The sequence below is a fragment of the Sphingobacterium corticibacter genome, assembly GCF_003076635.1.
Lineage (GTDB): Bacteria > Bacteroidota > Bacteroidia > Sphingobacteriales > Sphingobacteriaceae > Sphingobacterium > Sphingobacterium corticibacter.
Genome location: NZ_QDKG01000002.1, coordinates 179,237 through 204,975, shown reverse-complemented (window position 1 = coordinate 204,975; position 25,739 = coordinate 179,237). Strand labels below are relative to the sequence as shown.

The window sequence follows — 25,739 nt, the reverse complement described above, 5'->3', positions numbered from 1 at the left end:
TATACATCAAAAAATAGTTACTTTGTCTGTACGAGAATACCGAAATTTCATATGGAGATATTAATTGTCGCAGCTACGAAGTACGAGCTAGAGCCTTCCTTACCATTCTTGCATGAGCAAGGAATTGACGTGCTTGTTACTGGTGTAGGTATGGTGGAAACTGCCTTTGCGCTCGGCGAAAAGCTGGCTACAAAACAATATGATTTGCTATTGAACGTGGGCATAGCAGGATCATTCTCTTCGGATTTACTGATCGGCGATGTGGTGGAAGTGGTACAGGATCGACTGATCGAGCTGGGAGCTCAAAACCGAGAAAAATTCCTCTCCATAGAAGAAATGGGGTTTGGCCAATCCCTGTTTTTTTCAAATTCCATCGCCGGCACTATAGCGCCAACTGGTTTGCAACAAGTACATGGCATCACCGTCAATACAGTGCATGGTAATGCCATCGCGATCGAAGCGGTTCGTAAGCGGTTGGAAAATAATCTAACCATTGAATCTATGGAAGGTGCAGCTGTGCTGCATGCTGCGCATAAAAAAAACACGCCTGTGGTACAGGTTCGTGCGATTTCCAATTATGTAGAGCCTAGAGATACAAGTCGTTGGGATATACCACAAGCGATTCAAAAGCTACACGAATGGTTGCGCGGATACTTAATTTCGCAGCAGCGTTGATGAAGTAAAATACTTGAATCCCACTACCATAATTCGATAAATTGTAGTAGCTTTGCCATGGAAAAACAGACTATTCACTAATACTGATGAGAGAAATACAATTCAGAGAAGCGCTTCGTGAAGCAATGAACGAAGAGATGCGCAAAGATGAAACGATATTTTTAATGGGCGAGGAAGTCGCTGAGTATAATGGCGCTTACAAAGTAAGTCAAGGTATGCTCGACGAATTCGGTGCTAAACGTGTAATTGATACGCCAATTGCAGAGCTTGGTTTTGCAGGTATCAGCGTGGGTGCGGCGATGAACGGCTTGAAGCCAATCGTTGAATTCATGACGTTTAACTTCTCCCTAGTAGCTATAGATCAGGTAATCAATGCAGCAGCAAAGATTCACCAGATGAGTGGCGGACAATTTTCTTGTCCGATCGTATTCCGCGGTGCGACTGGTAATGCTGGTCAATTGGCGGCACAACACTCCCAAAACTTTGAAAACTGGTATGCTAATACACCAGGATTGAAGGTAGTAGTACCTTCGAATCCTTATGATGCAAAAGGTTTATTGAAATCTTCGATCATCGATCCAGATCCAGTAATCTTTATGGAATCTGAGGTGATGTATGGCGATAAAGGCGAGGTGCCTGAGGAAGAATACTACATCGAGATCGGAAAAGCCAAAGTGGTTAAAGAAGGTACTGATGTAACTGTAGTTTCTTTCGGTAAAATGGTGCCACGTGTGGTTATTCCTGCAGTAGAAGAACTAGAAAAAGAAGGTATCAGTGTGGAATTGATCGACTTACGTACCGTAAGACCGATTGACTTCGAAGCGATCATTAATTCTGTGAAGAAAACTAACAGATTAGTCGTGGTTGAAGAAGCTTGGCCTTTGGCTTCGATTTCTTCAGAAATCACTTTCCGCGTTCAAAAAGATGCATTTGATTATTTAGATGCGCCTGTTACACGCGTTACTTCGGCAGATGTACCTTTGGGTTATGCGCCTACTTTGGTAGAAGCATCTCTTCCGAGCATCACGAAAGTAGTGAAAGCTATCAAAGAAGTATCTTACATCAAAAAGTAAGGTTTTAATACTAAAGTCATTCGGAAACCTCCATGCCCTAAGCATGGAGGTTTCCTTTTTTAGTGAAAATACCATCCATAATTGTTATATTTAGCTATCATAAATACTTAGTAACTCAACATGAAGAAATTAAAATTAAGTGTTTGTTTGTTTCTAGCCGTAGCGCTAGGCGTGCAGGCGCAGGAAAAAGTATCCTTTCGATATAATCCTCCTATCGGAGAAAAATTAGTCTATAATACGGCTATGAATATGGATATAGAAGGAGAACAGTCTATGATCATGGATATCAATATGGTCATGACACAAACTGCGAAAGACAAAGGTGCCGATCAAGTATTCAATATCGTATCGCAGATCGAGTCTATCAAAATGGACATGAATATGCAAATGATGATGATGTCTTATGATTCGGAGAATCCAGATGATAGCAATCCAGTCTCGCAACAGATGGGTGAGCAGTTTGCTCCATTATTGAAGAAGGATATCAACGTAAAAATCAATGATCGCGCTGAGGTAATTGAAGTAGCAGATGCAGAAGCTTTCGCTGGTATAGGCGATATTAAGTCGATGTTTAGCGCGGCAAGTTTTCCAGAGCAACCTATCGCAGAAGGAGAAAGCTGGTCAATGTCTGTGCCTAATGAGCAGTTGGGAGTAGAATTGAACTACAAATTGACCTATGCTGGTAAAGAGGGTGATTTGATTCGTGTGAATCTAGAGTCTGAACCTGCAGATGAAGCTGGTGCCATGAGTATCACCGCAAGCGGTTTTAATTTGTACGATCCAACTACGTTTGTTGTTGTCAAGTCAGAGGTTACTTCGAAGGTCGATGCGCAAGGTGCTTCGATTACGAATAAGACCGTAATGGAAAAGCAATAAGCGGCGGGCGATATTTATAAAACAAAAGAGAGCGGCATCTTTATCAGATGCCGCTCTCTTTGTTTTATAATAAACCGGATTAATCGGTTTTTATGAAGTTACTTCTGCTTTGTATTCTTCAGCCGATAGTAAGCCATTTACATCATCTGGATTGCTTAATTTGACGCGGATAATCCATCCTGCTTCGTAAGCATCATTATTTACCAATTCTGGAGAAGCGTCAATGGCTTCATTCACAGAAAGAACCGTTCCCTGAACAGGCATAAACAAGTCAGAAACAGTTTTCACTGCTTCGATTGTTCCGAAAACCTCATTTGCTGCTACCTCTTCGCCAACACTGCTGATGTCTACAAAAACGATGTCACCCAACTCACGTTGTGCAAAATCCGTAATACCGATAACGGCTTCATCACCTTCCACACGAACCCATTCGTGATCTTTTGTATACTTTAAATCTGCTGGAAAATTCATTATTTCTCTATAGTTTTTTCAAATTTATCATTATCGGTCGACAATCCAAAAGTTAAATGTAACTTTATTTGAATGAATACGCAGATCGAAAAGCTCTATCAGATCGCTCAAAAGAAAGAGCGATTGATCATCGGATTAATGTCTGGTACGTCGCTCGACGGATTGGATATCGCGTTATGTCAGATCTCAGGCAGCGGTACAAATACACAGCTTCGTTTGCTGAACTTTGCCACAGCATCCTATTCCGCTGACTTTCGGAATGAGGTGAAGCAAATATTCGCGCAGCAACAGGTAGATCACTTGTTGTGGAGCACACTACATGTGAAGGTAGCACAAGTGCATGCCGATCTCGTACTTTCGAGTTTGAGCTCTTGGGGATTGAAGCACGAAGATATTGACCTCATCGCAAGCCACGGGCAAACGGTATTTCATGCGCCAAAAGGTAGTCACTCCCACCAACTGAACAGCACATTGCAGATCGGAGATGGCGATCATATTGCGGTGAAAACCGGTATTATCACGATTTCTGATTTTCGACAAAAACATGTTGCCGCGGGCGGCGATGGCGCACCATTGGTCGTGTATGGCGATGCTTTATTATACACTTCCGAAGAAGAATATCGCATCTTATTAAATATCGGCGGCATTTCCAACTTTACCTTCCTTCCGAAGCAATCTTCCGGATTATCCGCTTATGCGACGGATTTAGGGCCTGGAAATACGTTGATGAATCAATACATGCAAAAGTATTTGGATGAAGAGATGGATTGTGATGGTGCATTAGCACGTCGGGGCGTAGTGCATGATGAACTTTTAAAAGTGCTGCTAGAAACGCCATTTTTAACGCAAGATTTCCCCAAAACAACTGGGCCAGAATTGTTCAATTTGTCCCTATTAGACCAAGCAATGCAACAGGTGACGGTGACCGATTTAGATCACGCAGATATCTTAGCAACGCTGGCACAATTCACAATTGATAGTGTGGTGGATGGCATACGTCTTGCGGTCAATGAGCTTGACGCTGTATCCGTTTATGTCAGTGGTGGAGGATTGCATAACCCGCATTTAATGCAGGGAATTCAGCAAGGATTAACGGATTGTCGCGTGAGCTCATTCGATGCGATTGGATTCGATCCGGATGCAAAAGAAGCGGCGTTATTTGCCGTTTTAGCCAATGAAACGATTGCGGGAGCGCCAGAACATGTAGCACATATCGCTGGCTCACCAGCGGTTTGTATGGGAAAGATTAGCTTTCCTTATTGATCAATGGCTTGATGAATATAGTTTTTGAATGGCAGGCAAGACGTATAGATTTTAAGTACAGTATCTAGCGCACCGTCGCTTTCCATCACACTTTGTGGGACTTCGCGGTTCAAAACAAAACTTTTCAATTTGAGGATGTCGATCTGTGGGTGATCTGCTTCATATCCTACTGGAGGTCTGACCAATTTATCTTCTGTCTCTAAATCAGTCCATTCCCACTGTCCATTTTTCAACGCAGAATGCAATTCTTCAGGATTATAATCAATTTCCTGACGGATCAGATCTAGATGATGCTTTTCAGGACGCCAATAACCAACCGCAAGAAATATTTTGTTAGGTTCTACATGAATGTAATATTCTGGACCAGCTAATTTGCGCCCGTCGACAGAAATACCCGCCGCTAGCCAGTTTTTGTAAGGTGATTTATTCTTCGAAAAACGGACATCACGATAAATCCTAAATAGGCATTTGGCAGGATTAATATCTTTATTAATATGAGGGTCTACTTCCGAAAGACGGCTAATAATTGCCTGTACAAACTCTTTCATGTTCTGTTGAGCAGCGTCATAACGTGCCTTGTGTTCTTGAAACCATTCGCGATTATTATTCTCCGCCAAGTCACTCAAAAAGGCAAAAGTTGTTGGATAGATCTTTGTAGTCATATTACACTAAAAGTAAAAATACCCAAACTAGAGGTGCAGCGATCAACAAGCCATCAAAACGATCTAATAAACCGCCGTGTCCGGGTAATATATTACCCGAATCTTTTACGCCTAATGTCCTTTTTAACATGGATTCGACCAGATCACCCAAGGTGCCAAAAGTACCGATGATGAATCCCATTACCAGCCATTGCCACAGCGGCAAGATCGGATAAAAATGAGATAACAAAGCAGCGACTCCCAAAGCAAAAGCCAATCCGCCTAAAAATCCTTCCCATGTTTTGTTAGGCGAGATGCGTTCGAATAATTTGGTGCGCCCAATGCTACGCCCAACAAGATAGGCGCCCGTGTCATTGCTCCATAGCATGAATAAAAAGCCAAGTGGGATCTGTGCCTGATAAGATCCGCGGATAAATCCGAGTGCTACAAAACAGAAAAATGGAAATGCGGTGTATAACAAACCAGTCAACGTATAGGAGATATCGTGAAAGGGCTTGGCATTCCCGCGGTACAGCGGTACAATAAAAATCAAACTGATACAAGGAATGATGATCGCGCTGTAATACAATGATAGCAGCTCTAAGTGATATAAACCCAACAATGAACCGAGCAATACCGCTGTCAATATTCCGATTCCAGTCACTGGAAGTACATCTTGCTGTTGACGAACCATACCAAAAAATTCATACAAACACCAAACGCCAACTAACGAAAAGAAGAGGATAAAGATGGTGGCTCCAGCTAACGCAGATCCAATTAATACGGTGATAAAAACCGCTCCTGTAATGGCACGTTGAAGCATTAATCGACCGGATTATTGGATTGTTGATCGATCAGTTCTAAGGCTGCGGCTTCATTCTCTTGCTGTACGTACAATTCCACATTGCCAAATCGGACGTAGACGTCTTGTTTGTTGACCACGACAGCCGGAATATCATTCTCGATGAGCATTTGCCGCACAATTTCTGCCTCCACCACAATGCTATACGTATTTATTTTTACCCAGCCTGGTTCCATAGTTTGGATTTTAATTTTGTTGATTGCCTATAAAAATACCAACCTACGGCGACACTCGCAATTAAACTCACAAAATAAAGGCTGATGTGATACGGATCGTCCGTCATCAATTGTTGATAGGAATAACCTTTCTTGCTGTAGTAAAAAGCGACAAACACCACGGTAGCATTGTTGACAAAATGCGCCAAAATCGGAATCCATATGTTGTTGGTTAATACCAACATGTAGCCGAATATGGCTCCTAAAAGCATTCTCGGTAAGAAGCCAAAAAATTGCACATGGATCGCGGAGAAAATAATGGCCGTCACCCAAATAACGACATGTTTATTGGCGATCCATCGCCCCAAAATATTTTGTAAAGCGCCGCGGAAGAAAAATTCTTCCGCTATGGCTGGTAGCACGGCGATCGTCAGAAGATTCAACGCCAAACGAGACAAGGAATCATTCATGACTAAATTCTCTGTCAGCAACGCCATCTCGTCCTCCTTCTGGCGCATCCAACTTTCTACGCCGTTCCAAGATTCTGGTAATAGCATATCTCTATTCCACTCGCCGATGAGGTTCATTATTGGACTAAATGCGACTAAAAAAAACACAGCCAATCCGAAAAACAGCGTCGGTGTATTTCGCGACATGGGAAGATATTGAATCGCGCTATTTCGTTCGATAATTTGCAGTATAATAGGAGGTAATAAGAAAGTAGAAATGCTACTGGTGGCCAGCATCGTGTACATAAAGCCCGTATTGCCGCTTCCGAGAGCCAGTGCATTTTGTCCTGCAACAAGCAGGTCGCCCACGTTTTCAAAAATGGCAGCATAACCTAAAAGGGCAACGAGTTGAAGTGTGAAAGAACAAAGTAAGACCAATCCGAAAAGAATGACAAGAGAAACTCCGGGCGAATTGGTAGGTGACTTAAGTGACTGCATAGCTCGAAAATAGGTAAAATCTTCCAAAAAAAGGGGCTGCCTAATGAATAGGCAGCCCCTAGAAAGATTTTAAAAAATCAGCAATTAATTGACCCGGATTGGATCTGTTGGTTTTTTCATTTCTTGGTAAGGATAGGTTTTCATCTCTTCCAACAGTAGCTTAACGGTTCGCTCCAATTGTGGATCTTTACCTTCCAATAAGTCTTTTGGCATTTGCTCCACAAAAATATCTGGTGCGACACCTTCATTTTCGATGATGTAATTGCCCTTCAGGTCAAATACCCCAAAGTTTGGTGAAGTAATGCTTCCGCCATCTAATAACGGTGGATAACCAGAGATACCGACCAAGATGCCCATCGTAGTACGTCCAACTAATTTGCCTAAACCTTTGAAACGGAACATGTATGGCATCATATCGCCACCAGAACCCGCATTTTCATTGATGATCATGGCTTTTGGTCCGTAAATACCATTGCCTGGCGTGGTGAAGCTTTTTCCATCGCGAATTCCCCATCCGGAGATCAATTCGCGAGAAAGCAAGTCGATCACATAATCGGCTACTGAACCGCCGCCATTGTTGCGTTCATCTAGCAACAAGGCTTTTTTGTCCATTTGTGAGAAGTAATAGCGGTTGAAAGAATCATATCCTTCACGACCTGTATTTGGCATGTATACGTAAGCAATCTGTCCGTTACTGGCTGCATCTACTTTCTGACGGTTTTTCTCCACCCAATTTTGACGGCGCAAACCTACCTCATTAGCATAAGAGATCGGTTTTACAATCACTTCTCGCGATCCGTCCAAAGAAGCTTTCGAGTTAACCTTTAGCGTTACTTGTTTACCTACCGTATGGTCAAAAAGGCTGTAGATATCTACATCGGCCGTGAGCTCTTTTCCATTTACGGCTAAGATGTAATCGCCTTCTTTAATATTCAACCCCGGCTCTGCCAATGGTGCTTTAAAGGAAGGATTCCAATCCATGCGCGTGTAAATCTTCGCGATGCGATAGCGATTGTTGCTAATCTCGTAATCCGCACCCAAAACGCCCGCAGATACGGATGGCGTGGATGGCTCGTCGCCTGGATAGATATAGTTGTGACCAACGACCATTTCGCCCATCATTTCGTTGAGCAAATACCCAAGATCTGAGCGGTGATTTACATATGGTAAAAACTTCGCATACTTGGATTTCATCGCGTTCCAATCTACACCGTGCATGTTTTCTACGTAGAAAAATTCTTTTTGCATGGCCCACACTTCGTTGAACACCTGATCCCATTCTGCTTTAGGATCTACCAGCTGCTGTACATCATCTACTTTCAGCTTTTCTGGTGCGCCAACAGGCTTTTTGCCGGCATCTATGATGTAGTATCCTTCCGATGTACGGTAAAGCATTTTTTTACCATCGGCACTAATCACAAAGCTGTAGGTATTATCGATGAGGTTTTTCTCTTCGAGCTTGTTGAGATCGTAGGTGAAAATGCTACGTCCTTTGGAGTAAACCAGCATATTTTCTACTAATCCGCTTAGTTGACCAACACCGGTTGATATTGGAAGTGCGACAATCCGGTTATTGATCTGATCGAAGTCGACTTTAATATCCTTGCTCTTCGCAGTTTTACTTTCCTGCTCCTCGCTTTTTGTGTCTTTTTTATCGGTTTCACCTTTCTTGTTGCTGTCCGCATTTGCCGTTTCAGTTTTCACCGTTTCTTCATCACTCTCGTTTTTGAAGATGGATGGTGTTTCACTAGATAAGATGAAGGCATAGGTATTGTACTCCGGACTGCGATCATAAGCCGTCATGTGTAATCCAGAATTTGTCAGGCCTGTATTGGTGCTCGCTTGGAAAACCAGGTACTTGCCATCACGTGTAAATACCGGCTGGCGTACTGCGCCCATGCCGTCGGTGATTTGCTGTGTTTTTTTTGTTCCCAAATTGTACATGAAAACCGCTGTAACTCCATTTGGCAAGGCCTTGATATACGAAATCCATTTCGAATCGGTAGACCAGCTTGGTTGGAAGTGATTGTACGTACGGCCTGTATGCGATGCCAAATAATCGTCATCTACTTTTACTGTAGTTTTGGTGTCTACATCGATGTAATACAAGTTCAAATGCGCATCATTATAGAATAGCTTTTTGCTATCTGGCGACCATGTTGGTTGGAAATAGAAGGCGGTTTCTCCCAATTTGATGTAGGTAGGTTCTTTTTCTGCCTTTTGGTCACGAAGCACTAATTCATATTTTCCGTTTTTGTCAGAGATAAATGAAATCCATTTGCCATCCGGAGACCAAGCTGGAAAACGTTCATGTGTGCCCGGAGAATTGGACAGATTTCGGGCATCACCTTTCTCTTTTGGTACAGAGAATATTTCACCACGTGATTCGAAAAGAGCCCGTTGACCAGTGGGAGATATGTTCCAACCGCGGATGCCATCTTTCATTTGCACATAGTGAGGGCGTTTGTACAGCGCATCTGCATGGATCTGAATAGCAAGAGGTGTAACCGATTTGGAGCTTGTTTGCAATAAATTGATCTTTCCATTCTGCTCAAATACTAATTCATTGCCTTTTCCTTGCAGTGAGCGCACGTCGTAATCGGTGAAATTCGTCAGTTTTTCGACTTTCTTGGTCTTGATGTTGTAGCTAAAGATGTTTACGGTCTTTTCTCTGTCGGACAAGAAATACACATGATCGCCGAGCCAAACTGGTTTTACATCGTTACAGTTTTCTCCCGGAACGACTTCTACCTGATGCGTTTTTGAATCAAAAATCCAGATGGACGGCATGCCACCACCGCGGTAACGCTTGAATGCGACTCGATCACGTTCGGTAGGATCTCCGTTTTTGATATAGGCCCAATATCTTCCATCCGCCGAAGGCGATCCCTGATAAGCTTCGGGCATCGTTAATGGTTGATCTGTGCCTTTGTTGATATCGGATTTGTATAAACGCGATCCTAGAGAATAGGTAAACTCTCGAGAAGTCGTGAAATAAACTTCACTATTATTCAACCATCCACGCAATACATCCGAAGCAGGATGATGCGTAACGCGACGTGGCTCGCCACCTTGAATAGATACGACGTACACATCGGTATTGCCGTCATAATTACCTGTAAAGGCAACTTGGGAACCATCTGGCGAGAAGATCGGATTTTGTTCGACGCCAGGATTTACCGTGATACGGCGGGCATTCGTGCCGTTTTTGTCTGCCAGCCAGACATCTCCTCCGTATACAAAAGAGATATGTCTGTCGCTAATGCTCGGATTTCGAAGGAGCAAGGTTTCATTTTGTGCGAAAGACGTCACAGTTTGCCCTGCCAAGAGAACCATAAATGGTATAACCTTTTTTAACATATGTAGTGTTGGTTAATTAATGCGCTAAATATAGCAAAAATAGCCGGTGTCGAACTTCGACACCGGCTATTTAAGAGTTGTATTGATGAAACAGTTAGTCTGCTATAACAATAACTGCACGGCTTAGGCGTGGGTCATCATAGTACATATTATCCACACCGCCTTTGTACTCTTTTACTAATTGAGACGGTGATACGTTGAATTCACGAACAAGCACGTTGTAGATTGCCTCTGCACGTTCACGGCTTAGACGGTCATTAATCTTGGCGGTTCCGGTACCTTTATCTGCATAACCTGTAATGCTGTATTTGATATTCGGATCTCCTTCTTTAATCATATCCGCAAAGAAACTTAAGTTGACACGAGCTTCGTTGCTTACGATACTTTTGTTAATTGGGAAAGTTACTAAGATAGGTGCTACTAGCATATTGCGCTCAATCTGTACTTCGGTTATTGAAGAATTTTTCGCTTCTGCTAATTGTTTTCTTAAATGATTATTATCCTGAGCCAATTTGTTCACAGCGCTACGCAATGCGCTAAGATCTTCTTCGTTGTACTTGATGATCGTAGTTTTAGGTTGATCCCAGTCTTTCTTCTTGCCAAAATTGTATCTAATTCCTACTGTGGCAGAACCCAATCCATCTTCCCATCTATTTCCTTCTTCTCCATCAAAGCGATCTCCTACTACCGATCCACGAAGATCTAAGGTCAGATGAAATGCTGGACTCAAACGGAAAGTATTTAATAAACCAATGCTGGCACTTATTTCTCTTCCACTACCTACGCGCTCAGACTTATCGTTAGTGTTTATCATTAAGCCTAATCCGGCGTAGGGACTAATTTCATAAAAACGATTATCACGGTATCCACCAAGTAAGTTTGATAGGTTGAAAAGCACATCTCCACGGAAGTGAAAAAATTTCAATTCTTGCTTTTGCAACATGTAACCTTCCCATGGAAGTTTGTCATATGGCCCTACAACGTAACTGCCATTTTGTGTTAGGCCGTTTGCTTTGAAGCCATTGGCACCTAAGCGTACACCAATACCTGGCGTAAACCACTTACCCAAATTAATCTCGAAAGCGGGAGTAATACGATCTGCAAAATCCATTTGCTTGTTGTGGTCCCCAAAATAGATTTGAGCACCGGCGCCAGCACCGAGAAACCAGTTTTGGAAGAAACGATTGGTCTCTACTTTGTATTTGTCATCGTGTACAATAGTCGTTGTGTCGCGACGAATCTCGTAAGTTTGGGCTGAAGCGGACATATACGTCACGATTCCCAGAATTAAAATGAATGTATATTTCATTGCTAACGGATGTTTTGGTATGGTGCACTATAATTTGTAATGATCAAAAATAACGAAATAGTTACCAGTTCAGCTAATCGTCATCTCTAAATAATCCAATGCAAATATATTGATCAATTGAGACAAAACCTTCATTTTTTTAAACTATGTAGTTAAAGCACTACATTCGGTAAGTATAAACGAGCTTTATTTTTCATCGATTGGTGAAATTACTAGATTTCCATCGGGATATTGTACTGCCTTAGATAGGGGCTCAAAGCGCTGTTACTGCCCCAGGTTATTATAAGCTGAAGCTCGTCTCTGAAGTCGAATTGATAGTCCTCATGCAATTTCAGCCATTTGCCATAGGCAAACTTGATACGTGCTGCTAGATATTGATGAAGCTTGTGACTGGCCTGTAGATGGCTCACTTCAACAATTTGGGAAAATCTTTGAATAAGTTCTTTTAAAATTAAGAGTCTAAATTCTACTTCACTAATTTTATCTTTAGTGACTTTTTCATGCTCATTTATAATGCCATTGGCATGCCTCACCAACTTATTTACCGCAATTATACTATTTAAGCTTGTGTTACTTGCCATACTTTTAGCCGCATCTACAAATAAGGTTTGCAATTGTCTGCGCAAATGCTCAACTCGTGCCTGTAAGTCAGTTTCGTCTTCCAATAGTTCAAAATGCAGTCGCTTGATCAGCATTTTATCTTTATTGATCAAGCGAATTAATAGCTTGTCTTTCGCCCTATCTGGAAGAGCGAGAATAGCTGCTTTAAGCTCTGGTTGTTGGTGTACTGACATACATTAATCCACTAAGGGATTTTGCTGAATATACTTCTCCCATGCCCAAGCAGATTTCATCATTTCTTCGATGCCTAATTCTGCTTTCCAGCCTAATTTTTCCGCAGATTTTGTCACATCTCCCCAGACTTTTACGATGTCTCCATCTCTTCTAGGGCCCACCTCATAATTCAATTGCTGACCGGATGTTTTTTCAAAAGCCTTAATAGCTTCTAAAACAGAGTAGCCTATTCCGGTTCCAATGTTGAACACATCGTACCTTCCGGCAGGATTGCCTTTCTCCAGCAATTGGATAGCAGCTACGTGTGCTTTGGCTAAGTCTACCACATGAATATAATCACGCACACAAGAGCCATCTGTGGTATCATAATCACCACCGAATACCGTTAATTTCTCCCTTTTGCCGATGGCCGTTTGTGTGATAAAAGGTACTAAATTCTGAGGTACGCCTATCGGTAATTCGCCAATTAGTGCCGAAGAGTGCGCTCCAGCAGGGTTGAAGTAGCGTAAGGAAACAATCTGATAATTGTCATATGCTTGAGCGGTCTCCTGCAAAATTTCTTCTGCGATTTGTTTCGTATTTCCATATGGGGATTCGGCGGTTTTTACGGGCGCTGATTCAGAAACAGGCAATTGGTCTGGTTGACCATAAACCGTGCAGCTTGATGAGAAAACAAAGTTAATAGGTGTGTCTTGGTATGCGTTCAACAAATTGATCAAGGAGAAAAAGTTGTTATGGTAATATTTAAGCGGTTTTAACACCGATTCGCCCACTGCTTTGGAAGCCGCAAAGTGAATGGCACCCGAGATGTCTGGATTATTGGCGACGAAATTTTTCACCGCCACTTCATCGCATAAGTCGAACTGATGAAATTCTGGGCGGTAGTCAATTATTTTTTCGATTTGATCTAGAATTCGAATGCTCGAGTTAGATAGATTATCTATAATTATGGGCGTGTAGCCCGCCTGATATAATTCTACAACGGTATGTGAACCGATAAATCCAGTACCACCTGTTACTAAAATTTTATGCATCTCCTTTAAAATATATTTGAGTAGTTTCTTGTAAATCTATTTTGTCCATTAATCGATAATAGTCGATGGTCTTGCGTAAACCGTTTAAACGAGAAACGTTGGGCGACCAATCTAGCAAACGATTTGCTAATCTAATATCGGGCCGTCGTTGTTTCGGATCATCGATAGGTAAGTCCGAAAATACTAACTTCGACGTACTATCCGTGAGCTCAATAATTTCTTTGGCTATATCTGTGATCGTAATTTCATCTGGATTGCCCAAATTCACAGGTTCACTATAATCGGCATGAAGTAGCCGAAAGATGCCTTCCACCAAATCGTCTACGTAGCAGAAAGAGCGTGTTTGCTGACCGTCGCCAAAAACGCTTAAATCTTGGCCACGAAGTGCTTGCGCAATAAATGTAGGTAATGCACGCCCGTCGTTTAGTCGCATACGCGGCCCAAACGTGTTGAATATGCGTACGATTCGCGTGTCTACACCATGAAAGTTGTGATAAGCCATCGTCATCGCTTCTTGAAAACGCTTAGCTTCATCGTAAACACCTCGCGGTCCTACAGGGTTTACATTTCCCCAATAGGTTTCTGCCTGCGGAGAAACTAAAGGATCCCCATATACTTCTGACGTGGAAGCTACTAAGATGCATGCTTTTTTAGATTTTGCCAAGCCTAAAAGGTTGTGCGTTCCTAATGATCCCACTTTTAGCGTCTGTATAGGAATACGTAAATAATCTACCGGGCTTGCGGGCGAAGCAAAATGTAAAATATAATCCAGATGCCCTGGAATGTGTACAAACTTGGAAACATCATGCTGATAGAATTCAAAGTTTGGTAGCTTGAAAAGGTGTTCAATATTGCGTAGAGTGCCTGTGATCAAGTTGTCCATGCCTATCACCTGATATCCCTCACGAATAAAACGATCGCTTAAGTGCGAGCCCAAAAATCCGGCAGCACCAGTAATAAGTATACGTTTAGGAGAAGCTTGCTTCACTGTATTTCAAGACATATTGATAGAGAACGAATATAGGCATTATTTCTAGGGCCTAGAATACATATGCTGGAAAATATCTATCTTTGTGCACTCCAAAAAAAAGTGAAAGACAGGAGCGCGCTATGGACATAGATTTTGTGATCACTTGGGTGGATATGAATGACCCGATCTGGCAGGAAAGCTTTGCTAAACATTCGGGAAAGATTAACAATGCCAAGAATGAGGTGTCGGAAGCACGTTTTCGCGATCACGGGCTTTTAAAATATTGGTTTCGTGGCGTAGAGCAGTTTGCTCCATGGGTGCGCAAGATCCATTTTGTAACCTGCGGACAGAAACCAGAATGGCTAGATGCCGATCATCCCAAGCTAAACTTGGTACATCACGAAGATTATATTCCTGCGCAATTTCTGCCGTTATTCAATTCAAGTGTGCTTGAAGTACACTTGCATCGTATACCTGATCTTGCAGAGAACTTCGTGTATTTCAATGATGATTTCTTTATTATCAATGACTTGAAGCCAAACCGTTTCTTTAGTAAGGATGGAGTTCCGCAGGATATTGCTGCGTTTCGGATGAATCTAGGCATGTCTTTATGGAGTAAATGTTTGAAAAATAACATCCGAGTAATCAACCAGCGTTTTGATAAACCTGCTGTCATGAAACGGGATTATGATAAATGGTACAACCCGATGTATGGAAGCAAAGCTAGATTGACGTACTTGCTGTCTTGGTACAATAAGTTTATCACACTTCGTACGCCACATAATGCGCAACCTTATACCAAGAGCACATTCAAAGAAGTTTGGGAGTATGCGGAAGCGGAGCTAATGGAAATGTCGAAACACAAATTCCGTTCTCCAGAAGATTTTACGCAAGAGTTGTTCAGAACTTGGCAAATTTGCCAATCAAACTTTGAAGCTTACAATACCTATCAAGATACCAAGATGTTTCCGTTATTGTTTCGCTCCAAAAAAGCCATTAAAGCTATTAAAGAACAAGCTTATTCCTTGGTGTGTATCAATGATAATGAGCACATGCCAAACTTCGATCAAACTATGATGGAGGTTGAGAAATCATTCGAAAGTATTCTACCACAGCCTTCGCAATTTGAGCTGGCTGATCGTTTAACATAATTTTTATCCTATCCTTATATGACACAAGGGCCTTTGATTTCTGTTGTTATCCCTGTTTATAATGGGGAGCAGTATGTCAAATCGTGTTTGGACAATATGTTTGCGCAGAGCTACCAGAACCTAGAAATCATTGTGGTGGATGATGGCTCGTCTGATCGATCCGGCCAAATTGCATTGCAATATCCGGTAAAATTGATTCGCTTGGATGAAAATCGTGGTTTATCGGCGGCGAGGAATACCGGAATTGATGCGGCTTCTGGAACGTATATCCATTTCATGGATGTAGACGATGGTATCAATTTGGAGTATTATCAGCAAATGGCCGATGCGGTAGTGGCTACTCAAGCTGATATCGCGTGTGGCGGTATGCTTAATGAAAAGCATAGTTACAAAACGTGGCGCTTCAAAAAGCAAGCTGTATATCACACGGCAAAGGACAAGCTGAAAGCAACATTTGTCGGTAAATGGGGGTATGTTTGGCGTTATCTATTCCGTTTAGATTTTATCAAAGAGCAAGGCTTGCGCTTTGAAGAGGGGCGATTTATTGAGGATTTGACGTTTTCACTTCCTGCTGTTTTTTATGCGAAAAGTGTGGTCGTTGTTCCCGGTGCTGAATATATCTACTATCATCGCGAAAACTCGATTATGAGCAAAAAAGATAAGGCTCACCGAGATAAGAGACGAATAGATTGGTCGCACGCCAAAGCATTTCGAAAAGAGTTTGCACGCAAGCATAACCTCAAAATCCCTGGGATAGATACGGGGAGATTGACGTATTTGTTGCGGAAAGTTTTTGTAAGATAAAAGCAAATTGTAAGTATTATTTTAGTGTCGTCAAGTATCTAATACATTATCTCGGTTTTCTAACTTATGGTTAGGTTTTACTTTGTATTATAATGATGAAGAAAATTAAGAGATTCCTCGCGAGCGGCCGACTTTCTAAAAAGCTGTGGGCTGCAGGTCGACGTAAGCTTATTCAAAATAAACAAGATAAAATAGCTCGATTTTGGAGTCCAATTATAGATAGATATTTCATGGGAGAAATACCTAGAAATAGTCTAGGAATTAAGAATAACTTAGTAGGCAAAAAGATTATATGGCAATACTGGGGTCAAGGAATCGATGAGAACCTACCTGAGCTGGTAAAGATATGCTTTGAATCGATAGATCACTATTGTAGTGAGTATGAGATAGTCAGGTTAGATGATAATTCAGTAAAGGAATACATAAATCTTCCAGATTACGTTTGGAATCATAATGGACAGCCAAGGTTCAAACATGTTTTCTTTTCAGATCTTCTCCGTTTGGCGTTACTGCAAGCTTATGGAGGCGTGTGGATTGATGCAACAATCTTATTAACTGGACCGCTCCCGACAGCATTTTGGAACATGGATTATTTTGTTTTTCAACGTGATGATCAAGTTTTTGATGAATCAAATTGGCCAAGTCCTGACCTCAAATACTGGTCGTCCAATCCAAGATTTAAGGTGCGGATGTTGTCCAGCGTCATATTTGCAAAAGCCAATAGCGAAATGATACAAACTTTACTTGATCTCATTGTCTATTATTGGAAGACGGAAAGTAGAATTCGTCATTATTTTATTTTGCAAATTTTGTATAATGAACTAGTAAGTGATAAATTTAAAAAGGAAAAATGCCCTATTGTATCGGATACGTATCCTCATTTATTGCGATTAGTTGTAGATGGGCACGAAAATGTTATTGCACCATCTAATCTTTTAGATATTACGTCTATTCACAAGCTGACATATCTAAATGATGAGCAGCTTACGAGGTTAAGGTATTATTTTAGAAATGTCGATAGGGTAGAGGTTAAGAAAAATGAGAGTCATGTACAGCAAACCGACGAATAGAGGAAGTGAGGGATGCAAAATCGACACGTAATCTTCTACACACGTTGTACATAATAAATTGGCGATATAATCTTTTAAAAGTTTTTGTGAATAATCTAGTTAATTGTGCTAATGTCTGATACTCCTCTAATAACGGTGATTATACCAGCTTTTAATGCTGCTACTTATATAGCTCAATGCATTGAAAACGTAAAATTTCAGACTTATAAAGATATTGAGATCTTAGTTGTTGATGACGGCTCCACTGATGAAACCGTCGAAATTGCAAACTCTTTTAATGTAAAAGTAATTAGTCAGAGTAATAGAGGTGTCTCGGCGGCTAGGAATACAGGTATAAGTGGTGCGGCGGGTCAATATCTACATTTCCTAGATGTAGATGATTTGATTAATCACTGTTTTTACGAAGAGTTGATTAATAGTGCTTGTAAATACGACGCAGATGTAGTTTGTTGTAGTATCTATCATGAAAAATCATCTATCTGGTCGCATGAGAGGAATGGAATCTTTGTAGCTTCAAATGCAGAAGATAAGATGATGTTGGCTAAAGTAGGAGAAGATGGACATTGTTTTAAATACTTACTTAGAAAAGATTTTTTAGTAAGCCACTCTATTTATTTTGATGAAAAGATTCGTATTGGGGAAGATCTGGTGTTCTCCATTCAAGCTGTTTACCTTGCCAATCGATTAGTCTTACAAGATAAGTCTTTATATTTTTATAAACACCGAGCAGGATCCGCACTTGCACTATTTAATCAAAGTAATCGAGTAGACCGTAATAAAGGACTGGCTCCCGTGAGAGAATTCAAGCAGTCCTTTCAAAAGAAATTCAAGGTATATAATCTTGGAGAAGATACCGGTGTCAATGCCTTATATTTCATTTTAGGTCTGCCAATTGGGAGAAAGAAAAAGCTCAAAAATGGTCTTGTAAAATGGTATTTCTGCGGAATATGTGTGATGAGAAAAAAAAATATATAGCATAATATAATCCCACATTTTCCAAGCCTAATGATGTTCAACTATTCAGGTAGGGAAATTGGAGTGAAATTACCATGGTCAAGAATATATTTAATCCAATTATCAAAGCTGTACTTTTTCTTGATATTTTGATGTACAGGTTTATATGGTTTTTCAATAAATTGTTTCAATTCTTCACAAGAAGTATCTTCTGTCCAAATCAAAATATTTGAGGGATCGTAAAATTCGTATTTGCAGATTTGTTTATTCGTGGTAATAATTTTTTTATCGAATGCTAACGCTTCAAATATCCTAAAGGATAAACCAGTGTGCCCCTCAAATACAACATCGGCAATAATTTTAGCATTGTAGGAATTACGTATGTTTTCCTCAAATGAGATCTGTTTTTTGGTAACAGATAGTGGACACGTTTTTAAAATGCGAGTTTTGCTAGAATTTATTATAAATTTATTATTCAATCCTAGAATCGTACATTGTTCAATCATTCTTCCCAAAGTAATCATCCTTTTTGATTCATAACTACCTGAAAAATATATATCACTCGAGCGGTTTTTGTCCTCCAGTTCTTCCCTAGAATACGATGTAGGGCCAAAATTTGTAACCGGCAAAACGCCATCTAGACTGACATCTGCTGGGTTAAAAGTGAAAAAGCTGTCAAATTTTGGTATAAGAGGGTAAGTCGCAGGATATCGATTTAAGCCATCCCATTGGTAAGCTATCACTTTTTTTGCCTTGGTACGAAGAACATCAATAAAAGACGACGAGTACGTGTCTGGTCTAATTAGAAGCGCATAATCCACTTTGTTAACATCTTTCAAGGATTCGATTAGTTGTGGTTCGATGGCCTTAAACATTAAATATTGCTTATAGTGGGGTCGATTATTGAATGTCTTCTCTATAAAACTTTTAGTATGCTGGAAGATGTTCTTATACCTAAATTTATAATAATCGAAAGACACTTCTATTACTTGGTCAAAGCCCAAATGATATAACTCTCTTTTTAAAAAGTCATTGATATTAAAGTATTTAGGTGCTCCTAAAATGATGGATTTGCCTTTAAAATTGTCTCTCACTAAGCTAGCATTTGTATATTAAACATTACCAATTTACTTAAAGTAACGTGGAATATGGGGATTTTGCTACGCGTCGATACGATCAACACGTGTATTTAGTTATAAACGTAATTATTTCAAATAGGTTTTATTAGATAACTTATTTCAATTCTCGGGTAAATCTATCGGAATAAAATCACCTTCATCAAGAACATATTTAATCCAATTTTCAAATCCGTACTTTCTTTTTAGGACGTCAGACAATGGATTTACAGGTGTTTCTAAAAATCTTTTTAGTTCTTGAATTTTAGAGTTTGAAGACCAGATGAAGATATTGTCTGGGTCATAAAAATCATACTTTAATATTGCTTGGTTGGTCGTTATAACTTTTTTGTCAAACCTTATTGCCTCAAAGATTCGAAATGATAAGCCCTTGTGCCCTGTAAAAACAAGATCAATAACAACTTCAGCATTGTAAGAGTTTTTTAAGTTCTCTTCGAAAGTGATAAACTCCTTAGTTGTTGTGAGATTATATTTTTTATTTTCACGCGGTTTCCACGCATTTAGACGATATTTTATGCTTTTACCCAACCTATTAAGCTGACTTAAAATTTTCCCCAATACCGCTGCTCTTTTGGGAAAATACGATCCAGAAAAGTAAACATCTGTGATTCGTTCACTATCGAACAGCTCTTCAGCCGTGTAGGATATTGGGCTGAAATTAGTCAAAGGCAAAACTCCTTCTACCCCAAGATCGGCTGGATCAAAAATAAAAAAACGATCAAATTTTTGAATCACATCATTTACGGCGGGAAAGCGATTTAGCCCATCCCATTGATAAGCCACAATTGTTTTTGATTTCTTTTTCAACGCATCTATAAAAGTCGGAGAATAAATATCAGGTCGAATTAAGAGAACATAGTCCACATCTTGAATTTCATTCAGCTCTTGAATCAGGTTGGACTCGATTTGTTGGAATCTTAGTAGTTGTTTGTAGTGAGGTCGGTTTCCAAAATTCTTTTTGTAAAAACTTTTAGCATGTTGCCAAATGTTTTTGTATTTGAATTTTTGATAATTGAAAGAAATTTCGAACACAGATTCAAAACCAGTGTTTCTTAACTCTTTGATAATCATTTTGTTGATATCAAAGTCCTTTGGAGTTCCTACTATTATTGATTTTCCTTGAAAAGTTTTTATCACGTTGTTCGAATCAATTTAATGTGTAATGTTTTAGATTAAACGAAATTTTTTCTTAATAGTTACAAAGTTAAGTAAATAGATTTGTGAATAATTACCATCTATAATCCTGTATAGCTGACAAATATTTTAGACGCTATAAGGAAAATGATGATGACGATCATTTTAAGTCTGGACTATAAAATTCAAGATACCGTACATCGCGAAACAATTCAGGAAAGATGGGGATATCTTTTACGCCATTAAAGCTTATGCAATATTCTTAGCATTAAAGATTAGGAAGATTTTTTAAGAGAACTTCTCACCCCAACCAATCCTTAAACGCTACGACCCGTTCTCGGCTAACGATGAGATCCGGATTCGAATAGTTCAGCAAGCTTACCTTTAGACGCGAATTGGAGTGGATCGCAATATCTCGAATACAATGCAGCTGAACAATATGGCTGCGGTTGATGCGAAAGAAATCCTTTGGATTTAGCATGGCGGATAGTTGATCCAGTGTATGATCCATCAAGTAATCATGCTCATCTACCGTACGTATATAGGTGCCCCCGTTCGCGCTGTAGAAACAAGCAATATTTTTCGCTTCTACTGGGCGCAATAGCTGTCCAATCTTGACGGTGAAGCGATCTTTATATGCCGGATGATTTGTTGTTAATAGGTTTCGGATTTCGGCAAAATCATAAACAGTTGATGTGCGCGACAAGTACTTGTCAATAGCATTAGTAAGTTCCTCTTCTACAATTGGCTTGAGTAGATAGTCAACGCTGTTTTCCTTGAAAGCGCGCAATGTGTACGCATCAAAGGCTGTGGTGAAGATAATGGCTGAAGGAATATTTCGCTTCTCTAACAAATCGAAAGCCGTGCCGTCAGACAACTGGATGTCCATGAAAATGAGATCTGGCGCTTTGTTATTGATAAACCACATATCCGCTTCTGCTACAGAATGTACCATGCTTGTATGATGATATCCCGCTTTTTCCAGTTTGCGTTGTAAAAGGCGTGCTGCAGGTTTTTCGTCTTCGACTATTAGAAAGTGCATAGCATTAAATTTTTGTCATCAGTGGAAGTGCTACACGAAATATTCCGTCGTTTTGCTCGATTCGAACCGGCTTCTCCGTCAGGCTGCGATACCGTTCGGTGATGATCGATAATCCTAGCTTGTTGGATTCAACAAAAGAATTGCGCGGTTGTAAGTTGTTTTCTACTACCAAATAATCTGAATCACTGAAGATCTTGATGTGCAATGAGCGAACTTCCGAAGCTTCATTATGCTTGACGGCATTCTCCAATAATAATTGCAAGCACAACGGTACGACAAATTTCTGCTCTTGCTCCAAGCCTGATTCTATTTCATAGGTCAACGCTCCTTCAAAGCGGATTTGTAAAAGATAAAGAAACTCCTTGCCCGTTGCCAGTTCTTCTCGTAATGGTACCAAATCTTTGTCTTTCTGACTCAACATACTCCGATAAATAGCCGATAAGCTATTCGTATAGCGGAATGCCTTCTCCGCATCTTCCTCAATCAGGCCACTCAATACATTTAAGCTGTTGAATAAGAAATGTGGATCAATCTGGTTTTTAAGATGAATAAATTTAGTTTCCGAAAGACTCGACTTGGCTTTTTCTGTCGTGATCTGTGCATCCTTCAATGCTTTTAATGCATTGAAGGCATAAAAAATACCGCCAGTAACTAATGCAATAGCTGCACTTAATAGATAAAACTGCAACGATTCTCCCAACAAGAAGTCCACAGGTTGATAGTTGGATTCGCGTCCGAAAATCAAGTATCGAATTAGGAATAGTACCACAGAAGTAACAACGGGACTCGCGCATAGATACACAAAGAAACGATGCCACCTCTTTGCAAGGTGCTTTTGCAGTGCTATCGCAAAATTTTTGTTGATTAAATATAAGGAGGTGCTCAGTAACAAGGTGAATGCTAACCATTCTACCGGAATGTTGGAGATATTGCATCCGCATTCTTGCATAGAAATGATCAGCATAATCACCAATCCGAAAAGCAGTGATATGAATAAATCGGGAACTAATTTTCTCGCGTTCACAGTAGGTTTGCTTATTATCTAAGGTTGTTTTTGAATCATCGCTTCGGCTCTATCCCTTCCCCAAGTCGGGTAGAAAGGCTCTTTGTGCTGATCTTTCTCGTATAAAGATAAGGCTTTCTGCAAGTCTTTATACTCTTTGTCGCTATTGCCGCCTGTAAACTTTTTGGTCTGTATCTGAAATTCTGCTAATCCAGATAGGGCTCTGGGGTTTTCAGGGTCGGCTTTCAAAGCTTGTTGATAGGTTTCGATGATCTTCGGCGATAATTTTTGCCCTAAATTCATTGGATCAGCCGTCAACTCTGAAGTGAGCGAAAGCGCTTTCAATACCAGCCATTCCGATGAAGAACCTAGCGCACTTTTTTGCGAAATGATGGTATTACCACGTTGTATTAGTTGCGCTCTTTGAGTGGCGTCTGTGGCACGGAATGATTCTGTAATCAGGATCAGCGCTTGATAGTACGATGGGAGCCATTGTGTTTTTTCTGCTGCCGCAATGCGTTCTAATTTTGCGGCAGCTTCTGTGCTGTTGCCTGCTTCCCAAAGCTGCAAGGCTTCGCTCATCGCTTTTTCATAAGCAGTTTGTGCAAAGCTGCCATAGCTGTAAAAAGTGAGGATGATGATCAATAGTGCTTTCATATTTTTTGAATGATTAAGGTTTCATTTATTCATCGAAAATTAGGGACACTTTTAGCGATGGCAAAAATTATCCTAGTGAACTGTCGAATTATTGGGATGAGTTGTAAAAATGCACGTTACAAATTGTCCAATTGATTGTCTTTTTTGTTTCGGCTGATTGTCCAGAAGAATCCGACGAAGACAAATCGTTTGGCGGTAGGCGTCATCGCTTGACGATCGAATACGCCAGCAGCATTTCTGTTCTGCGCGTATTGATAGCTGTAGACGGGTTCATTTCCCAATACATTGGAAACCGAAATATGAATAATCTTCTGTTGCGTTATCAGATAAGACCAGTTCATGGATAAGGTATTAATCGGTTTGGTAAATTCTTGAACATAACCAGCTTGGTTCGGGTCATGATACGGACGGCCAGAACTGATTGTGTTCGTGATTCCAACTTGTGATCGCAATGAACTGATCCAGTATTTCGCGACAAGCGAGCCATAATGTTCGGCAACATAAGGCGGTTGTACTGCGAAGGCATAATCTCGCTCCCACTTGCGTGCATGCGTCCAAGAGTAAGAAATCCAATATTGCAAATTCCGAACAGAGCGATTGTCGCGCCAGAATACATCAAGCCCATTGACGGAACCATCACCATCTGTGTGGTATGGTCGAGCAAAGTTGGGATCCCCACGCTCAAAACGCACAAGTTGCGCGTACGATTTGCGAAACAGTTCCAGGCGCAGTTGTTTTCCAGCGGTGGCGTAGCTGTATTGCAATATGAGGTGATTCGCCATTTGCCAAGGAAGATCGGGCTGGAATTTCTGTATATCTTCGGTTGGCTGCTGATGAAAAATGCCATAGGATAATGATGCAGTTTGTTGTTTATCCAACTGAAAACTTAATGCTGCTCTTGGCTCTAGAAAAGACACGGCTTGGGTGTTGAGTGTGTAGCGCATTCCTGCGTCTAGATGCCATTTCGGGAATATCCGATAAGACAGTTCACCAAAACCAGCTGCAATCTGATTGGTGAAGCCATATGCTGGTGTAGTAATTGATCCAAAGGAAACCTTCTCTTGATAGTTTTGATAAAAGTAATCCAGGCCAAAGAAATAGCGGAATGAATTGTTCACGGATTTGGACCATTTATTCTTGATGTGTAAATCCTTTGTTTTGTTGGGAATCTGTAATGTATCCAAGGTCGCGGTTCGTTGCATGTAACCTGCACCAATGCCAAGATCCCATTTCCAGTTGTTGGCCAAATAACGCGTGTAACTCGCGTTGGTATAAAGATTATGGGATCGTACATGGGTTTCCACATCGCGGGCGAAATCGGCTTGGTAATCTCGAAAACCGACTCTTTCTCCGGCAAACGAAGCATATACATTAAGCGCGTGTTTTTCTGAACGCCGCCGAATAACAGCTTCTCCACTCCATTGTTCGTAAGGTTGCGTCCAATCAATATTCTGCTTGAATAGTTTTGTAAATGGCTTTAATGAAATATAGTTCGTATTGACGCTAACAGAAGTTTTGCCCATTCGACTCGTATGTCCTGCCGCCAGTCCCAAAGCAGATATAGAAAGATCCGTCTTAGCATCTTCGGGTTCGGGAGACGTGTTGAGGTTTAGAATACTGGAAAGCGCATTGCCGAATTCGGCAGAATAAGCGCCTGTCGAAAAGTTCGTGCCCTGAAATAGCATAGGAGAGAAGCGGCCGCGTACTGGCAGATTATTTCCTGATATCGTATAAGGTTGTCCAACGCGAATACCATTAATGTACGTTTGTGTTTCATGCGGATCGCCACCTCGCACCATCAATCTTCCATTTTCGCCAGCTACTTGTGCTCCAGGCAAAGTTTGCAGAGCCGCAATAATATTGCCCATGCTGCCTGCTGTGGATACAATATCCAATGCACTTAGCGCTGCGTTCGCTTGATTTCCAATCCGAAATTCACCTGCTTTTACCACCACTTCGGGAATGATGTGCTGATCTTCGATTAAGGTAAAGACGAGCGATTCTGATAATGGAATTTGAAGCCATATAGATTTTGCTTCAAATCCCATAGCTGTGACCTGAAGTAAGACAGAATCTGTTTGTGCGCTGGAAAAACTGAAATGGCCATTACGATCTGTCGTTGCACCATCGTAGCTGCCATCAATAAAGACATTAGCGCCAGCAATACCCGCTTTCTTCGTGTTCTGAACAATACCTTTTACAATTTGTGATTGGTTGCTTTCTTGCGAAGTCGCTGGAAGGGCTTGAAAAAGACAAATGAAAATTAATATGTACCGCATAATGCATCGTTTCGACCGAAATTAGTCGGCGATGCGATGGGCAACAAGTAAATGTCGGTGAACTGTTTATTTTACGAT

General features: G+C 40.8%; 24 protein-coding genes. 8 read left to right on the top strand and 16 right to left on the bottom strand.

Annotation, left to right across the window (positions count from 1 at the left end):
• Window positions 1–51 precede the first annotated feature (51 nt).
• The 3 genes from mqnB (at window position 52) to DC487_RS06825 (ending at window position 2,624) form a co-directional block, all read left to right on the top strand.
• Window positions 52–675 (top strand): futalosine hydrolase, encoded by a 624-nt coding sequence (gene mqnB / locus DC487_RS06835; protein WP_116775223.1) that lies wholly within the window; start codon window positions 52–54, stop codon window positions 673–675.
• Window positions 676–761: 86 nt separating this feature from the next.
• Window positions 762–1,748, top strand: coding sequence for a pyruvate dehydrogenase complex E1 component subunit beta (locus DC487_RS06830; RefSeq protein WP_066754363.1), 987 nt, complete (start codon window positions 762–764; stop codon window positions 1,746–1,748).
• A gap of 120 nt (window positions 1,749–1,868) precedes the next feature.
• Window positions 1,869–2,624, top strand: a complete 756-nt coding sequence (locus tag DC487_RS06825) for a DUF6263 family protein (RefSeq protein WP_116775222.1) — start codon at window positions 1,869–1,871, stop codon at window positions 2,622–2,624.
• A 90-nt stretch (window positions 2,625–2,714) separates the two neighbouring features.
• Here the strand turns inward: DC487_RS06825 and gcvH are convergent, their stop codons facing one another.
• On the bottom strand, window positions 2,715–3,095 hold the full coding sequence (gcvH, locus tag DC487_RS06820) for a glycine cleavage system protein GcvH (protein ID WP_116775221.1): 381 nt from the start codon (window positions 3,093–3,095) through the stop codon (window positions 2,715–2,717).
• A 72-nt stretch (window positions 3,096–3,167) separates the two neighbouring features.
• On the opposite strand from gcvH, the gene DC487_RS06815 reads away from it, so the two are divergent.
• Window positions 3,168–4,358: an anhydro-N-acetylmuramic acid kinase gene (locus tag DC487_RS06815; RefSeq protein WP_116775220.1), complete on the top strand. Its 1,191-nt coding sequence runs from the start codon at window positions 3,168–3,170 to the stop codon at window positions 4,356–4,358.
• On the opposite strand, the gene DC487_RS06810 is transcribed toward DC487_RS06815, so the two are convergent.
• The 9 genes from DC487_RS06810 to DC487_RS06770 form a co-directional block, all read right to left on the bottom strand.
• Window positions 4,352–5,020: a DUF2461 domain-containing protein gene (locus DC487_RS06810; protein WP_116775219.1), complete on the bottom strand. Its 669-nt coding sequence runs from the start codon at window positions 5,018–5,020 to the stop codon at window positions 4,352–4,354. The genes DC487_RS06815 and DC487_RS06810 overlap by 7 nt on opposite strands.
• 1 nt (window position 5,021) lies before the next feature.
• Window positions 5,022–5,822, bottom strand: a complete 801-nt coding sequence (locus tag DC487_RS06805) for a phosphatidate cytidylyltransferase (RefSeq protein ID WP_116775218.1) — start codon at window positions 5,820–5,822, stop codon at window positions 5,022–5,024.
• Window positions 5,822–6,037: a putative signal transducing protein gene (locus tag DC487_RS06800; RefSeq protein ID WP_116775217.1), complete on the bottom strand. Its 216-nt coding sequence runs from the start codon at window positions 6,035–6,037 to the stop codon at window positions 5,822–5,824. Before DC487_RS06800 ends, DC487_RS06805 begins: the two co-directional genes overlap by 1 nt.
• Entirely contained in the window at window positions 6,019–6,963 is a 945-nt protein-coding gene (locus DC487_RS06795) for a CPBP family intramembrane glutamic endopeptidase (protein ID WP_116775216.1), read from the bottom strand. The genes DC487_RS06800 and DC487_RS06795 overlap by 19 nt, the downstream gene beginning before the upstream one ends.
• 84 nt (window positions 6,964–7,047) lie before the next feature.
• Window positions 7,048–10,323, bottom strand: coding sequence for a S41 family peptidase (locus tag DC487_RS06790; RefSeq protein WP_116775215.1), 3,276 nt, complete (start codon window positions 10,321–10,323; stop codon window positions 7,048–7,050).
• A 94-nt stretch (window positions 10,324–10,417) separates the two neighbouring features.
• Window positions 10,418–11,632, bottom strand: coding sequence for an OmpA family protein (locus DC487_RS06785; RefSeq protein ID WP_116775214.1), 1,215 nt, complete (start codon window positions 11,630–11,632; stop codon window positions 10,418–10,420).
• 212 nt (window positions 11,633–11,844) lie between these two features.
• Window positions 11,845–12,426, bottom strand: a complete 582-nt coding sequence (locus DC487_RS06780; protein ID WP_116775213.1) for a hypothetical protein — start codon at window positions 12,424–12,426, stop codon at window positions 11,845–11,847.
• Window positions 12,427–12,429: 3 nt separating this feature from the next.
• Window positions 12,430–13,461: a UDP-glucose 4-epimerase GalE gene (gene galE, locus DC487_RS06775; protein ID WP_116775212.1), complete on the bottom strand. Its 1,032-nt coding sequence runs from the start codon at window positions 13,459–13,461 to the stop codon at window positions 12,430–12,432.
• Window positions 13,454–14,449 (bottom strand): UDP-glucuronic acid decarboxylase family protein, encoded by a 996-nt coding sequence (locus DC487_RS06770; protein ID WP_116775211.1) that lies wholly within the window; start codon window positions 14,447–14,449, stop codon window positions 13,454–13,456. Before DC487_RS06770 ends, galE begins: the two co-directional genes overlap by 8 nt.
• 122 nt (window positions 14,450–14,571) lie before the next feature.
• Here DC487_RS06770 and DC487_RS06765 point away from each other — a divergent pair, with 122 nt between their 5' ends.
• From DC487_RS06765 to DC487_RS06750, 4 genes are all read left to right on the top strand, one after another.
• Window positions 14,572–15,582, top strand: a complete 1,011-nt coding sequence (locus tag DC487_RS06765) for a Stealth CR1 domain-containing protein (RefSeq protein ID WP_116775210.1) — start codon at window positions 14,572–14,574, stop codon at window positions 15,580–15,582.
• A gap of 18 nt (window positions 15,583–15,600) precedes the next feature.
• Complete coding sequence (locus tag DC487_RS06760) at window positions 15,601–16,386, top strand: glycosyltransferase family 2 protein (protein WP_116775209.1); 786 nt, start codon at window positions 15,601–15,603, stop codon at window positions 16,384–16,386.
• A 92-nt stretch (window positions 16,387–16,478) separates the two neighbouring features.
• Entirely contained in the window at window positions 16,479–17,456 is a 978-nt protein-coding gene (locus DC487_RS06755) for a capsular polysaccharide synthesis protein (protein ID WP_116775208.1), read from the top strand.
• 111 nt (window positions 17,457–17,567) lie between these two features.
• Window positions 17,568–18,431: a glycosyltransferase family 2 protein gene (locus DC487_RS06750; protein WP_116775207.1), complete on the top strand. Its 864-nt coding sequence runs from the start codon at window positions 17,568–17,570 to the stop codon at window positions 18,429–18,431.
• A gap of 41 nt (window positions 18,432–18,472) precedes the next feature.
• Here DC487_RS06750 and DC487_RS06745 read toward each other — a convergent pair whose 3' ends face one another.
• The 6 genes from DC487_RS06745 to DC487_RS06720 all read right to left on the bottom strand — a co-directional run bounded on the left by DC487_RS06745 (window position 18,473) and on the right by DC487_RS06720 (window position 25,661).
• The gene (locus tag DC487_RS06745; protein WP_133228446.1) at window positions 18,473–19,285 is read right to left on the bottom strand and encodes a hypothetical protein; all 813 of its coding nucleotides are present in this window, start codon (window positions 19,283–19,285) and stop codon (window positions 18,473–18,475) included.
• 363 nt (window positions 19,286–19,648) lie between these two features.
• Window positions 19,649–20,683 (bottom strand): hypothetical protein, encoded by a 1,035-nt coding sequence (locus DC487_RS06740; RefSeq protein ID WP_116775205.1) that lies wholly within the window; start codon window positions 20,681–20,683, stop codon window positions 19,649–19,651.
• A gap of 298 nt (window positions 20,684–20,981) precedes the next feature.
• Window positions 20,982–21,722, bottom strand: coding sequence for a LytR/AlgR family response regulator transcription factor (locus DC487_RS06735; RefSeq protein WP_116775204.1), 741 nt, complete (start codon window positions 21,720–21,722; stop codon window positions 20,982–20,984).
• Window positions 21,723–21,726: 4 nt separating this feature from the next.
• Window positions 21,727–22,746, bottom strand: coding sequence for a sensor histidine kinase (locus tag DC487_RS06730; RefSeq protein WP_133228442.1), 1,020 nt, complete (start codon window positions 22,744–22,746; stop codon window positions 21,727–21,729).
• 18 nt (window positions 22,747–22,764) lie between these two features.
• The gene (locus DC487_RS06725; RefSeq protein WP_116775202.1) at window positions 22,765–23,382 is read right to left on the bottom strand and encodes a hypothetical protein; all 618 of its coding nucleotides are present in this window, start codon (window positions 23,380–23,382) and stop codon (window positions 22,765–22,767) included.
• 116 nt (window positions 23,383–23,498) lie between these two features.
• Window positions 23,499–25,661 (bottom strand): TonB-dependent receptor, encoded by a 2,163-nt coding sequence (locus DC487_RS06720; RefSeq protein ID WP_116775201.1) that lies wholly within the window; start codon window positions 25,659–25,661, stop codon window positions 23,499–23,501.
• Window positions 25,662–25,739 lie beyond the last annotated feature (78 nt).

Excerpts from the sequence above, each read along its gene's own strand:
- mqnB (WP_116775223.1), top strand. The coding sequence starts at position 52 with ATGGAGATATTAATTGTCGCAGCTACGAAGTACGAGCTAGAGCCTTCC.
- DC487_RS06830 (WP_066754363.1), top strand. The coding sequence starts at position 762 with ATGAGAGAAATACAATTCAGAGAAGCGCTTCGTGAAGCAATGAACGAA.
- DC487_RS06825 (WP_116775222.1), top strand. The coding sequence starts at position 1,869 with ATGAAGAAATTAAAATTAAGTGTTTGTTTGTTTCTAGCCGTAGCGCTA.
- gcvH (WP_116775221.1), bottom strand. The coding sequence starts at position 3,095 with ATGAATTTTCCAGCAGATTTAAAGTATACAAAAGATCACGAATGGGTT.
- DC487_RS06815 (WP_116775220.1), top strand. The coding sequence starts at position 3,168 with ATGAATACGCAGATCGAAAAGCTCTATCAGATCGCTCAAAAGAAAGAG.
- DC487_RS06810 (WP_116775219.1), bottom strand. The coding sequence starts at position 5,020 with ATGACTACAAAGATCTATCCAACAACTTTTGCCTTTTTGAGTGACTTG.
- DC487_RS06805 (WP_116775218.1), bottom strand. The coding sequence starts at position 5,822 with ATGCTTCAACGTGCCATTACAGGAGCGGTTTTTATCACCGTATTAATT.
- DC487_RS06800 (WP_116775217.1), bottom strand. The coding sequence starts at position 6,037 with ATGGAACCAGGCTGGGTAAAAATAAATACGTATAGCATTGTGGTGGAG.
- DC487_RS06795 (WP_116775216.1), bottom strand. The coding sequence starts at position 6,963 with ATGCAGTCACTTAAGTCACCTACCAATTCGCCCGGAGTTTCTCTTGTC.
- DC487_RS06790 (WP_116775215.1), bottom strand. The coding sequence starts at position 10,323 with ATGTTAAAAAAGGTTATACCATTTATGGTTCTCTTGGCAGGGCAAACT.
- DC487_RS06785 (WP_116775214.1), bottom strand. The coding sequence starts at position 11,632 with ATGAAATATACATTCATTTTAATTCTGGGAATCGTGACGTATATGTCC.
- DC487_RS06780 (WP_116775213.1), bottom strand. The coding sequence starts at position 12,426 with ATGTCAGTACACCAACAACCAGAGCTTAAAGCAGCTATTCTCGCTCTT.
- galE (WP_116775212.1), bottom strand. The coding sequence starts at position 13,461 with ATGCATAAAATTTTAGTAACAGGTGGTACTGGATTTATCGGTTCACAT.
- DC487_RS06765 (WP_116775210.1), top strand. The coding sequence starts at position 14,572 with ATGGACATAGATTTTGTGATCACTTGGGTGGATATGAATGACCCGATC.
- DC487_RS06760 (WP_116775209.1), top strand. The coding sequence starts at position 15,601 with ATGACACAAGGGCCTTTGATTTCTGTTGTTATCCCTGTTTATAATGGG.
- DC487_RS06755 (WP_116775208.1), top strand. The coding sequence starts at position 16,479 with ATGATGAAGAAAATTAAGAGATTCCTCGCGAGCGGCCGACTTTCTAAA.
- DC487_RS06750 (WP_116775207.1), top strand. The coding sequence starts at position 17,568 with ATGTCTGATACTCCTCTAATAACGGTGATTATACCAGCTTTTAATGCT.
- DC487_RS06745 (WP_133228446.1), bottom strand. The coding sequence starts at position 19,285 with ATGTTTAAGGCCATCGAACCACAACTAATCGAATCCTTGAAAGATGTT.
- DC487_RS06735 (WP_116775204.1), bottom strand. The coding sequence starts at position 21,722 with ATGCACTTTCTAATAGTCGAAGACGAAAAACCTGCAGCACGCCTTTTA.
- DC487_RS06725 (WP_116775202.1), bottom strand. The coding sequence starts at position 23,382 with ATGAAAGCACTATTGATCATCATCCTCACTTTTTACAGCTATGGCAGC.
- DC487_RS06720 (WP_116775201.1), bottom strand. The coding sequence starts at position 25,661 with ATGCGGTACATATTAATTTTCATTTGTCTTTTTCAAGCCCTTCCAGCG.